The 12,512-nt window shown below is 57.4% G+C and carries 11 protein-coding genes and 1 tRNA gene; 10 read left to right on the top strand and 2 right to left on the bottom strand.

The genetic code is table 11. The features are described from left to right. Positions 1 to 12 precede the first annotated feature (12 nt). The 3 genes from phaR (at position 13) to MB02_RS03340 (ending at position 4,522) form a co-directional block, all read left to right on the top strand. A complete protein-coding gene (gene phaR / locus MB02_RS03350) occupies positions 13 to 588 on the top strand; it encodes a polyhydroxyalkanoate synthesis repressor PhaR (protein WP_067532540.1) in 576 nt (191 codons plus the stop codon). A gap of 123 nt (positions 589 to 711) precedes the next feature. Beyond that, the gene (locus MB02_RS03345; RefSeq protein WP_170304617.1) at positions 712 to 2,253 is read left to right on the top strand and encodes an aminoacyl--tRNA ligase-related protein; all 1,542 of its coding nucleotides are present in this window, start codon (positions 712 to 714) and stop codon (positions 2,251 to 2,253) included. Then, entirely contained in the window at positions 2,237 to 4,522 is a 2,286-nt protein-coding gene (locus MB02_RS03340; protein WP_235829412.1) for a ribonuclease R family protein, read from the top strand. The genes MB02_RS03345 and MB02_RS03340 overlap by 17 nt, the downstream gene beginning before the upstream one ends. Before the next feature lie 4 nt (positions 4,523 to 4,526). Here the strand turns inward: MB02_RS03340 and MB02_RS03335 are convergent, their stop codons facing one another. Next, the gene (locus MB02_RS03335) at positions 4,527 to 4,979 is read right to left on the bottom strand and encodes a universal stress protein (protein ID WP_067534049.1); all 453 of its coding nucleotides are present in this window, start codon (positions 4,977 to 4,979) and stop codon (positions 4,527 to 4,529) included. A gap of 128 nt (positions 4,980 to 5,107) precedes the next feature. Between MB02_RS03335 and MB02_RS03330 the strand changes: the two genes are divergently transcribed. From MB02_RS03330 to MB02_RS03310, 5 genes are all read left to right on the top strand, one after another. Continuing rightward, positions 5,108 to 6,370: a pyruvate dehydrogenase complex dihydrolipoamide acetyltransferase gene (locus MB02_RS03330; RefSeq protein WP_067532532.1), complete on the top strand. Its 1,263-nt coding sequence runs from the start codon at positions 5,108 to 5,110 to the stop codon at positions 6,368 to 6,370. Position 6,371: 1 nt separating this feature from the next. After that, positions 6,372 to 6,752: an acyl-CoA thioesterase gene (locus MB02_RS03325; RefSeq protein WP_067532530.1), complete on the top strand. Its 381-nt coding sequence runs from the start codon at positions 6,372 to 6,374 to the stop codon at positions 6,750 to 6,752. A 4-nt stretch (positions 6,753 to 6,756) separates the two neighbouring features. After that, positions 6,757 to 8,169 carry a dihydrolipoyl dehydrogenase gene (gene lpdA, locus MB02_RS03320; protein WP_067532527.1) on the top strand — a complete coding sequence of 471 codons (1,413 nt, stop codon included), beginning with the start codon at positions 6,757 to 6,759 and terminating at the stop codon, positions 8,167 to 8,169. 90 nt (positions 8,170 to 8,259) lie between these two features. Beyond that, a complete protein-coding gene (locus tag MB02_RS03315; protein ID WP_067532524.1) occupies positions 8,260 to 9,561 on the top strand; it encodes a UDP-glucose dehydrogenase family protein in 1,302 nt (433 codons plus the stop codon). 94 nt (positions 9,562 to 9,655) lie between these two features. Continuing rightward, on the top strand, positions 9,656 to 10,216 hold the full coding sequence (locus tag MB02_RS03310) for a YqgE/AlgH family protein (RefSeq protein ID WP_067532521.1): 561 nt from the start codon (positions 9,656 to 9,658) through the stop codon (positions 10,214 to 10,216). Between the two features lie 140 nt (positions 10,217 to 10,356). Here the strand turns inward: MB02_RS03310 and MB02_RS03305 are convergent. Then, positions 10,357 to 10,446: transfer RNA gene (locus MB02_RS03305), tRNA-Ser, on the bottom strand. Between the two features lie 117 nt (positions 10,447 to 10,563). Here MB02_RS03305 and MB02_RS03300 point away from each other — a divergent pair. Both MB02_RS03300 and MB02_RS03295 read left to right on the top strand, forming a co-directional pair. Next, a complete protein-coding gene (locus MB02_RS03300; RefSeq protein ID WP_067532518.1) occupies positions 10,564 to 11,607 on the top strand; it encodes a lytic murein transglycosylase in 1,044 nt (347 codons plus the stop codon). Then, the gene (locus MB02_RS03295) at positions 11,591 to 12,481 is read left to right on the top strand and encodes an SPOR domain-containing protein (protein ID WP_067532515.1); all 891 of its coding nucleotides are present in this window, start codon (positions 11,591 to 11,593) and stop codon (positions 12,479 to 12,481) included. The genes MB02_RS03300 and MB02_RS03295 overlap by 17 nt, the downstream gene beginning before the upstream one ends. Positions 12,482 to 12,512: the final 31 nt, after the last annotated feature.

Here is a 12,512-nt window from a genome sequence, read left to right as displayed (position 1 = left end):
AGGAACGCTGCGATGGCGAAGGCGAGCGGGACCGAAGATGGTCCGGTCATCATCAAGAAATACGCCAACCGGCGTCTCTACAATACCAGTTCTTCCAGCTATATCACTCTGGATGACCTCTCCAAGATGACGCGGGAGGGGGTCGACTTTCAGGTTCTGGACGCGAAGACCGGCGCGGATATCACCCATTCCATCCTGACGCAGATCATCATGGAGGAAGAAGCCAACGGGGAACAGATGCTGCCCGTCAGCTTCCTGCGTCAGTTGATTGGCATGTATGGCAACTCCATGCAGTCCATCATGCCGCACTATCTTGAAGCGACAATGCAGAACTTTCTCGCAAACCAGAAGAAGTTGCAGGAAACGTTCAAGAACGGCGTATCAACGAATCCGTTTACCCGCATCGCTGAAACAAACATGGCTATGCTGAAAGCCGCGACGGCTGCCTTCATGCCGGGAGAGGTCAAGAGCGATGGCAAGGAAGAAAGCGGGGAACCCGAAACATCTTCCGAAAGCAAGGACGAGCTTGCCTCTCTGCGTGAGCAGATGGAGGAAATGAAACGCAAGCTGGATTCCCTCGGTAAATAAACCTGCACGCAACAGACCGGGCGATCTTGCCCGGTATTACAAAGCCCCACCCGCTCGACATGGGCGGGTTTTACCGTAAATGGAGCCGCCACAGGCTCCACCTATCAGATAAACGAGATATACGTGTCCGCCATTCGCCACGCTCTTTCGATCAAACGCACCGACGACTTTGCACAATGGTACCAGGCAGTCGTCTCTCAGGCCGACATGGCCGAAGAGTCAGGCGTACGTGGCTGCATGGTCATCAAACCCTGGGGCTATGGGATATGGGAACGCATCCAGCGCCTCATGGATGACAGAATCAAGGCAGCAGGCGTCCAGAACTGTTATTTTCCATTGTTCATTCCGCTGTCCTATTTCGCCAAGGAGGCTGAGCACGTCGAAGGCTTTGCCAAGGAGATGGCGGTCGTCACGCATCATCGTCTTGTGGCCAGTGAGAAGGGCGGGCTGATCCCAGATCCCGAAGCCAGACTTGAAGAGCCGCTGGTAGTACGACCGACGTCCGAAACGGTAATTGGCGCAGCCATGGCCCGCTGGATTCAAAGCTGGCGCGATCTCCCTCTACTGACAAACCAATGGGCCAATGTCGTGCGCTGGGAAATGCGGACCCGCATGTTCCTCCGGACGAGTGAATTTCTCTGGCAGGAAGGTCATACCGCGCACGAAGATCGCGACGATGCGATGACGGAAACGCTGCGCGCGCTGGAGATGTATCGCAGCTTTGCAGAAGATGTGCTGGCGATGCCGGTCTTCGCCGGAGAAAAACCGGAGAATGAACGTTTCCCAGGCGCCGAGGCGACCTACTCGATCGAGGCGATGATGCAGGACGGCAAAGCATTGCAGGCCGGCACTTCGCATTATCTGGGCACCAGTTTCGCCGAAGCTGCCGGAATTCAGTATCAGGACCGCGAAGGTAGCCAATGCTTCGCACACACAACCAGTTGGGGGGTGTCGACACGCCTCATCGGCGGCGTCATCATGACGCATGGTGATGATGACGGGCTACGCGTTCCACCCGCGATTGCACCGTTTCAGGTCGTTATACTGCCGATGCTGCGGGATGATGACGGAGATGAGGCACTGTTATCCTACTGCCGTGGCTTGCACGCACAGATCGCAGCACAAACAGCCTTGGGCGAACCTGTTCGCGTCTTGCTCGATACGAAGCCAGGGAAGGCTGCAGCCAAGCGCTGGGACTGGGTACGCAAGGGTGCACCGGTTATCCTCGAAATAGGGGGCCGGGACATGGAAGCAGGCAAGGTTAGTCAGTTGCGCCGCGATCGGCTGTGGAATCAGGCCGGAAAGCCTGATTTTACAGGTCCACCCCAAGAGGAATGTGTTGCTGGCATCGCAGCGCTGCTCGACGATATGCAGCACGGACTTTATCGTGAAGCGCTGGAACGCCGGGATGCCAACATCGAGCGTGGGATCGAGAGCATGGATGCCCTGACGGCATTCTTTTCTGAAGACAAACGCCACCCGGGTTGGGTTGAAGTGCAATGGTCGAAGCCAACCGGAAGCGATCTCGACAAGGTCGTGGAACAACTCAAGGCGCTCAAGCTCACCATTCGCAACGTGCCAAACGATGCGCCTCCCGTCGACAGACCATGCCTCTTTACGGGTAAACCCGCAGTTGAGCGGATCTTTGTTGCCCGGGCCTATTGAATTGGCTCGTCCGCCGAAACCCGTTCCCGGCCTGCCGACAAGGCAGCAGGTCCTCGATTTTATCGAAACATCGGATGTTCCGGCGGGCAAACGGGAGATCGCAAAAGCCTTTGGCCTGAAAGGGCAGGAGAAAATCGCGCTCAAGAAGCTTCTGCGCGACATGGCCGATGAAGGCTTGATCGATGGTAAGAAAACCGCTTTCCATCGCATGGGCGGGGTACCCAAAGTTACAGTCCTGAGAGTCGTCGATATCGAAGACGGCGAAGCAATCGCTATTCCCGACAGCTGGTCGCCCGACGATGCGACACCACCACCCAGATTGCGATTGATCGAACGCAAGCGCGGTTCAAGCCACGCGGCGCTGAGAACGGGTGACCGCGTGCTTGCCCGAACGGAGGAAACGGGATCGGGGTGGATTGCTCACCCGATGAAAAAGCTGCCCAGCCAAGCAGAGGCCTTGATGGGTGTGGTTGAAGTGGACGGATCCGGAAAGGGTTGGTTGACACCTATCGACCGGCGGATACGACATTCCAGTCCGATAGCTGATCTTGCAGGAGCAGCCCCCGGCAATCTTGTTCTGGCAGAACCTGTCAGCCGCAGCCCCCGTGCGGGCGTAAAGGTCACGCAAGTGCTGGGTGATCCACTCGCTCCCAAAGCCTTCAGTCTGATTGCAATTCACAAATATGGGATCCCTCACGTCTTTGCAGGCGATGTGCTGGAGGAAGGCAAGCTTTCCTCACAGATTCCACTGAGCGAAGATAAGCGGGAGGACTTGCGACATCTTCCTATCGTCGCGATTGACCCGGCAGACGCACGCGATCACGACGATGCCATATGGGCGGAACCCGATGGTGCAGGGGGCTTTCAGGCCGTTATCGCCATTGCTGACGTGAGTTTCTATGTCCGGCCAGGCAGCAAACTCGACCGAGAGGCCCGCAAGCGCGGAAACTCAGCCTATTTCCCCGATCGGGTCATCCCCATGTTGCCCAAAGTACTCAGCGCTGACGTCTGTTCGCTCAAGCAGGGGCAGGATCGGGCGGCAATGGTATGCCATCTTACCGTGTCGTCGACTGGTGCCGTTACGGCATGGCGTTTTTGCAGGGCACTGGTGCGCATATCTGAAAACATCGCCTATGAGGAAGCCCAGGCTCGTATCGACAGCGGCAAGGCGGCTGACAATCTGACCAATTTATGGGCCTGCTGGCGTGCGCTGGAATCTGCCCGTCATAAACGCGATCCGCTTGAACTCGATCTTCCCGAACGCCGCGTCGTGCTGGATGACGATGGCAAGATCGCATCTATTGCGGTTCGCGAACGGCTGGATGCCCATCGTGTCGTCGAAGACTTCATGATTGCAGCCAATGTGGCGGCGGCCAAGGCGCTGGAAAGCAAGGTGTCCCCTGTTGTCTATCGCATCCACGAGCCACCCAGCCGGGAGAAGCTGGTCGCGCTCAAGGAATATCTGGAAACCTTCGATCGCAAGCTCGCCTTGGGCCAGGTCATAACCCCGGGCCTGTTCAACCGCATGTTGAAGGACGTAGCCGACGAGAACGAGAAGGCGCTTATCATGGAGGCAGTCCTGCGTAGCCAGACGCAGGCCTATTATGGTCCGAGCAATGCGGGGCATTTCGGTCTCGCGCTTGGTTCTTACGCACATTTTACGTCACCTATCCGGCGTTACGCCGATTTGCTGGTCCATCGGGCACTGGTGGATGCGTTCGGCCTGGAACAGCCAAAGCCACAAATCGACCTGCCTGCGACGTCAGGTTTGTCGGAGCGGGATCGTGCCGATCTCAGCCGCATCAGTGAAGCCATCAGTGTGGCCGAACGGCGTGCAATGGAGGCAGAGCGGGACACTATTGATCGTTATGTAGCCGCCTGGCTCTCCGGTCGCGTGGGCGAGGTTTTCGAAACCCGCGTCACCGGGGTGCAGCGCTTTGGTCTGTTTGCAACCATCATCGGCCTGGGAGGAGACGGCTTGGTACCTGTCTCTGTTCTCGGAACGGAACGCTTCCATTATGATGAAGGAGCCCGGCAACTTCTCGGGGAAAGCAGCAGGACCGTATATTCAGTGGGCGATAGGCTGAAGTTGCGGCTGGCCGAAGCCAACCCTCTCACCGGCGCTTTGAAATTCGAGCCAGTAGACAGCGCTGGCTCGGCCATAGAGCCACGCGGAAAGCGCCTGCCGCTGAAGCGAAAAGGCAAGCACCTCACCGGGCCTCGCGGGAGGCCCGCCAATATCCGGCATCAAGGCCGCAAAAAACGGTAAGATTTCAACTCAAGCGGTCGAGATCTTCCTGGCTCAATCCACCGGGAATCACGAAGACCGGGCAGGGGAGTGTGCCCGCCGCGGCCGTAAAGTGGCTGACGAGCGGGCCGGGATTGCCTTCCATCGCCGCGCCCAGAACCAATGCAGCTACCTCGGGATGTTCGGCAAGATATTCGAGCACGACTTTCACGCCATCACCGACACGCACCGAGATGGTCGGCATTTTTCCGCTCTCGCTCAGAATGCTACCGGCAGCGCCAGTCGCCACGACCTCAGCCCGATCACGGGCCTCCGCCTCAATCGTTGCCTGAATTCCGCCGAAAGCGTTGAAAGCCTGTTGCGGCACATGGGCGATGATGTGAACCGCACCGCCCGTTTTCAAGGCACGACGCGCGGCGAAGCGCAAAGCCACCACCGCCTCTGCCGTCTCGTCCATAATCACTAGATAGACACGCATTGAAGCAATCCCCATTCAGGCGCAGATATCGGTTACAATGAAGACCTGTGCAAGGACCTTGCCCCGAGAGGGGATTTTGGCCAATGACAGCACAGCCTACGAACACCTCCCCGGGAGTACGCTTTTCAATGCCAATCGACATCAAGATGCCCGCGCTTTCGCCGACCATGGAGCAGGGAACACTGGCCCGATGGCTGGTCAAGGAAGGGGATGAGGTCTCCGCTGGGGATATCTTGGCAGAAATAGAAACCGACAAGGCAACCATGGAGTTCGAGGCAGTCGACGAAGGCACTATCCTGTCCATTGTCGTCCCCGAAGGCAGTGAGGATGTGAAAGTCGGTGCGGTGATCGCCACAATGGCCGGTGAGGATGAAGACACATCGACCCCGGCTTCGGCGCCCGATGCGAAAACCACCCCCGTTGCAAAGCCTGAAACTGCATCACCCCCTCCCGCAGCGAAGCCCGTGTCGAAACCACAAACCACTCGCCCGGACACGACAACGGATGGGGATCGCATCATTGCCTCACCCCTTGCCAAGCGGATCGCGGAACAGAGAGGACTGGAACTCTCTGCCATCAAGGGGAGCGGCCCTAACGGGCGAATCGTAAAGGCCGATGTCGAAGCGTTCGAAGCCGATGCTCCGACGTCCACCGCCAAACCACCTCAGGCTACTTCCGAGTCCTTGCCGGATTCCGGCACGCCATTCGAAGACGTGAAGCTCTCCAGCATCCGCAAGGTGATTGCCCGTCGGCTCACAGAATCGAAGCAACAAATCCCCCACATCTATCTCACGGTAGATGTCCGGCTCGACGCGCTGCTCAAACTTCGGGCCGAGCTCAACGACGCGCTTGCTGCTCGTGACATCAAGCTGTCGGTCAACGACATGCTGATCAAGGCGCTGGGCGTCGCGCTCATGCAGGTTCCCGCGTGCAATGTCTCCTTTGCTGGCGATGTCATGCGCCAGTACAAACGTGCCGATGTCTCGGTCGCCGTGAGTATTCCGGGTGGCCTGATTACCCCCATCGTTACCGATGCGTCCCAGAAGGGGCTGGCCCGGATTTCAAGCGAAATGAGCGAACTGGCCGGCAGGGCGAAGGAAGGTAAGCTGCAACCTCACGAATATCAGGGTGGGACGGCCAGCCTTTCCAATATGGGCATGATGGGGATCAAGCAGTTCGAGGCAGTGATCAATCCTCCGCAAGCCATGATTATGGCCATCGGCGCCGGAGAAAGGCGCCCCTGGGTGATGGAAGATGATCAAATCGGGGTCGCAACGGTGATGTCCGCCACAGGTAGCTTCGATCACCGCGCCATCGACGGCGCAGATGGGGCGCAATTGATGGCGGTATTTCGTGAATTGATCGAAAAGCCCCTTGGGCTGGTTGCCTGAGATGACAGTTTCGCATGGCGAACCGGTTATCCGTATCACCGCCATGCCAGCCGATGCTAATGCCTACGGCGACATTTTCGGCGGTTGGTTGATGAGCCTTATGGATATGGGCGCAGGCCTGATTGCGGCTCGGCGCTCAAGAGGCCGGGCCGTGACGGTCGCCATGGATGGATTACAGTTTCATCACCCTGTCAAAGTGGGTGATGAAGTGTCTGTATACGGCGCTCTCCAGAGAGAGGGGCGTAGCTCCATGACGATTGCTGTCGAAGCATGGCGCCGCCCGCGGCATGAACACGACGCAATCAAGGTGACAGAAGCGGTATTCACTTTTGTTGCCATCGACGATGCGGGGAAGCCCCGTCCAGTTCAGCAGGAGATTTGATCTAGTGTCCGATCAATATGATGTAATCGTGCTTGGTTCCGGTCCTGGCGGCTATGTCGCTGCGATCCGAGCAGCACAACTCGGACTGAAAACCGCGATTGTCGAACGCGAAAATCTTGGAGGCATCTGCCTGAACTGGGGCTGCATTCCCACCAAGGCCCTGCTCCGCTCGGCTGAAGTGTTTCACCACATGAAACATGCGAAGGATTTCGGGCTGGCGGCAGACAAGATCAGTGCCGATCTTGATGCTGTTGTGAAACGCTCGCGCGGTGTGGCAAAGCAGCTTAATCAGGGCGTCACCCACCTGATGAAAAAGAACAAGATCACAGTACATATGGGTGAAGGCAGGCTGACTGGCCCCGGCAAGCTGGAAGTTCAGGGGGAAAAGGGCAAGACATCCCTTGCCGCGAAACATATCATTGTCGCGACCGGTGCCCGAGCGCGGGATCTGCCTTTCGCACCGGCGGATGGGAAACGCGTATGGACATATCGCCATGCGATGGTGCCACCGGAGATGCCGACCAACCTGCTTGTCATCGGCTCAGGCGCAATCGGCATTGAATTCGCCAGCTTCTACAATGATATGGGGGCCGAAGTCACAGTTGTCGAAATGATGGACCGGATCGTCCCTGTAGAAGACGCTGAGGTATCTACTTTCCTTGAAAAAGCACTGACTAAACAGGGGATAAAGATCAAGACCGGTGCAGCTCTTGAGGAGCTCAAAACGGATTCAAAGGGCGTTTCCGCGAAGATCAAAGGCAAGAATGGCAAGGTTGAAGCAAACGACTATTCCCATGTTATCGTTGCTATCGGTATCCAGCCCAACACCGAGAGTATTGGGCTCGAAGAGCTTGGCGTGAAGATGGATCGCGGTTTCATCCAGATCGACGATTATGGCCGCACAGGTGCGAATGGCCTTTGGGCAATCGGCGATTGCGTACCCGGTCCATGGCTCGCTCACAAGGCAAGCCATGAAGGCGTAGCGGCAGCAGAGGCGATTGCGAAGGAACTTGGAAACAAGGAGGTCCACCCCCATCCACTCGACAGGCGTAACATTCCCGGCTGCACTTATTGCCACCCGCAGATCGCATCAGTCGGCCTCACCGAAGCCAAGGCGAAGGAGGCTGGCTATACTGTGAAAGTCGGGAATTTCCCGTTTATCGGTAATGGCAAGGCAATCGCACTTGGCGAACCGGAAGGCTTCGTGAAAACTGTGTTCGACGCCAAAACCGGAGAATTGCTAGGCGCGCATATGATCGGCGCGGAAGTGACCGAACTGATCCAGGGATACGTCGTCGGCAAACAGCTTGAAACAACCGAAGCCGAACTGATGCAAGCGATTTTCCCGCATCCAACACTCAGCGAAATGATGCATGAAAGCGTGCTGTCAGCCTATGGGCGTGCCGTGCACTTCTAATCCGGTTTTCAGTTGCCGGATCGGTAACGAACCTTACACAAGCCGGCGTTACGCGGCGCGATCGATGTCGCTCGCCGGAAAGGAACAAGTATGCGCATTGCAATGATCGGCACGGGCTATGTGGGCCTTGTTTCAGGCACATGCTTTTCGGATTTCGGGCATGATGTAATCTGCGTCGATAAGGATGAGAGCAAAGTCGAGGCTTTGCGCTCCGGCCGCATTCCGATCTTCGAACCCGGACTGGAAAGCCTGGTGGCTGGTAATGCCAAGGCCGGCCGACTGCGTTTCGCCACCAATATCGCAGAGGCTGTACCGCAAGCCGATGCCGTGTTCATTGCAGTCGGAACACCCTCACGACGTGGCGATGGCCACGCGGATCTGAGCTATGTCTACGCCGCTGCGCAGGAGATGGCGGAGCATCTGGCGCCAGGAACCGTTGTCGTCACCAAGTCGACTGTCCCGGTTGGCACGGGCGATGAGGTGCTGCGCATCATCCGCGAGGTAAAACCCGATCTTGATATTTCGGTTGCCTCCAATCCCGAATTTCTGCGTGAAGGTGCGGCGATCGAGGATTTCAAACATCCCGACCGTATCGTTATCGGCTGCGAAGATGACAGGGCAGAGCGTATTTTGCGCGAGATCTATCGCCCACTCTTTCTCAACAGGTCACCCATCGTCGCCATGTCTCGACGAGGTGCAGAACTAACGAAATATGCCGCCAATGCTTTCCTCGCCACCAAGATCAGCTTCATCAACGAGATTGCCGACCTGTGCGAAAAAGTAGGTGCTGATGTCCAGGATGTAGCCCGGGGCATTGGCCTGGACAACCGCATCGGCTCCAAGTTTCTTCATGCGGGACCTGGATATGGCGGGTCCTGCTTCCCGAAAGATACGCTCGCACTGCTCAAGACCGGTCAGGATTATGAAGCACCCTTGCGGATTGTGGAAGCAGTCACCGCGGTAAATGAAAACCGCAAACGTTCCATGGGCCGCAAGGTCATTCAGGCCATGGGAGGGGCGGTCCAAGGAAAAACCATTGCCGTCCTTGGTCTTACGTTCAAGCCAAACACCGACGACATGCGCGATTCACCTGCATTGACCATCATCCAGACGCTGCAGGATGGTGGTGCGCAAATTCGGGCCTATGATCCCGAGGGGATGGAACAAGCGGCGGGGTTGATGTCCGATGTGACGTTCTGCCCAGGCGTTTATGACGCACTTGAGGGCGCAGACGCTGCTGTAATTGTTACGGAATGGGACGCTTTCCGTGCTCTCGATTTCGCGCGCATGAGTGAACTCCTCACCACGCCTTTGTTGATCGATCTGCGAAACATTTACGAGCGTGAAGACGTCGAAAAACGCGGATTCAAATACGTCGCGGTCGGGCGTTAGGAACTGGTCGCCGGCAGAAATATCTGCGCCATTTCATGGAATAAGGCTGATCGGCATTCAATCCGCTCGTTTCTTGCGCTAGGATTGTAGTTCAATGATTGAACCACAATTCCTCTCTGGCCGCCTGTTGTTGGCGATGCCAGGCATGTTCGACCCCAATTTCGACCACGCAGTGATCGCCATATGCGTCCATGATGAAGAAGGGGCACTTGGCATTGGTGTCGGTCATGTCCGGTCTGACATGCGCTTTCATGACTTGCTACAAGATCTGGACATAGATCCTGGCGAGGCTCCTGATTGTCCTGTCCACTATGGCGGACCGGTGGAAACTGCGCGCGGCTTCGTGCTTCATTCCGACGATTGGGGCGGCGAAGGGACCATGGGCGTAACACCGTTCGGCGGGCTCTCCGCTTCTGTCGACATCCTGCGAGCCATTGCCGAGGGGCGAGGCCCCACACACTGGCTAATCGCTCTTGGCTATGCGGGTTGGGGGGCTGGCCAACTGGACGCTGAAATGCGCAAGCATGGCTGGTACGCGGCGACAGGGCGCCCCGAACTCCTTTACGATATACCGGCAAGCGATCGCTGGGCCGCCACCTGGAAAGCTGAAGGCATCGATCCCACCTTGCTCGCTGCGGAAACGGGCAATGCTTAACGCCCGCTGGAAGACAGACATTTTTCTGCTGGATCAATCACTTTCAGGCGCTTCCGCTCAGCTCATGTAAGCGCCGAAGCCGACCTCTTTTCACAAGCGATCACGCAAATCGGGAAATGATCCAAGCTGTCGGGGGAATGTGGCGGACAGGGTGGGATTCGAACCCACGGTGAGCTTGCACCCACGCCGGTTTTCAAGACCGGTGCCTTAAACCACTCGGCCACCTGTCCGCAGACGTTTGCTCCGCTAGCGGCACATCCATCGTTTGTCACCTAGGCAAGTATCCTTCCCCTGCATTTCACCGCAAGGGGATTCCATGCTGGATGCGGCTATGCCACTATGCTGGCATGAAATTGACTGTTCGTATCGCTACTCTTCTCGCATCTTTTGCCCTGTGCGCCCCTATCGCCAGCGCTTCAGCTCAGGCCCCTGTGGATATGGCGCCAAACATGAGCTTCGACTCCTATCTGCAACTGCTCATCGCAAAGGCGAGGGGCGAGGGTGTGAGTGAAGCAACCATCACGCGGATGACGGCAGACCTCACTGCCAATTCACGCGTAATCGCTCTCGATCAGGATCAACCGGGTACGCCTACGCGATCGGGTTATCCGGCAATGGCTCCCTATATAGCGCGGCATGTCGATGCGGCACGAATCAATGGCGGCAGGCGGGTCATGGCATCTGTTCCCGGTATGGCTGCGAGGATCGAAAATGAATACGGCGTGCCGATCGAAGTCGTGGTGGCCATATTTGGTCATGAGACGAATTACGGCAGCTATACCGGTGATTTCGACCTGGCTCGGTCACTTGCAACGCTCGCATGGGAAGGACGACGCAGAGATTTCTTCGCTCAGGAATTTGTCGATCTGCTCAAGATCGCGGACACCGGCGTCCAGCGTTACCAACTCAAAGGCAGTTGGGCAGGGGCTTTCGGCTATCCCCAGTTCATGCCGAGTATTTATCTGCGCCTAGCCAAGGATGGTGACGGTGATGGTGTGGCAAATATCTGGTCGAGCCGGGCAGATGCTCTGGCCTCCATCGCCAACTATTTTCACGATGCGGGATGGCGCTCTGGCCAGCCTTGGGGCGTACGTGTGGCGGTGCCGGGCGCATTTGATCGATCGGCCGTCGCCAGCAGCCTCGAATCTCCGGTTTGCCCACGCGTGCATGAACGCCATAGCGTCTGGAAAACGGTGCGCGAATGGCGAAACTTGGGATTCCAACCCCTTGCCCCTATCCGAGATGACGTCATGGCATCATTCTTCGAGCCTGACGGTCCCGGCGCACCTGCATACCTCTTAACCGGGAATTATAGGGTTATCACCGAATATAACTGCTCGAACTACTACGCACTGTCCGTGGGATTGCTTGCAGATGAAATTGCCCATTAAGAAGTATTTTGTGCTGGGATGTATCCTGGCGTTAACCGGATGCGGCGGCGGCCATGTCGCGACATCCGCGCCAGTCGTACCGTACGGACCAGCGGCTGATTATCCAATGGTTCTCGGTGCTCCCTTCACTGTCAATGGCGTACTCTACACCCCGGCTGATACCCTCAATTATGACGAAGTCGGCAAGGTTACCCTCGATGCAGAGGGCGGGGCCGCAATTACGGGTGAGCACCGCACGCTGCCATTGCCAAGCTATGTCGAAGTAACCTCTTTGCAAACCGGGCGAACCATCCTTGTGCGGCTCGAACGGCGTGGACCGATGACAGGAGGCACACTGATCGGCCTTTCTTCGGGCGCAATGGGGCAACTGGGCGCTACGGAAGGAACTCCGGTCAGGGTGCGGCGGGTCAACCCTCCGGAGCAGGAACGAGCCATGTTACGGCGAGGCGAACGGGCTCCGGAACGTATGGATACGCCCATGTCACTGGTCGAGGTCCTTCGTCGTAAACTGCCTGTCGAGGGAGCAGCGCCTGTCGATCCTGCACACCAGGCGTCGACGAAACATATCCCAGCCAAGGGCCTCGACAAACCTCCACAGCAGCAAAATGCGGTGGCGCCCCCGGCCCAAACACCTGCGCGCGCCGCACATACAGCCAAGCCGGATGGCAGAGGCTATGTTGTCCAGGCTGGCGCATTCTCGATCGAGGAAAATGCGCGAAAAGTTGCTGCCAAAATTGGCGGAACAATCGACAAGTCCGGGAACCTCTATCGCGTTCGGACCGGTCCGTTCCCAAGTCGGAAGGAGGCAGATGCCTCCCTCGCCAAGATCAAGGGCGCGGGCTATAGCGGGGCTCGAATCTACAGCGTGAATTAGCCCCCCGCATTACTCCTGCGGGCGGCAGGAG

This window comes from Croceicoccus estronivorus (assembly GCF_001625325.1).
Classification (GTDB): Bacteria; Pseudomonadota; Alphaproteobacteria; order Sphingomonadales; family Sphingomonadaceae; genus Caenibius; species Caenibius estronivorus.
The sequence above is the reverse complement of the archived record's forward strand: the minus strand, read 5'-3'. Positions and strand labels throughout refer to the sequence as shown.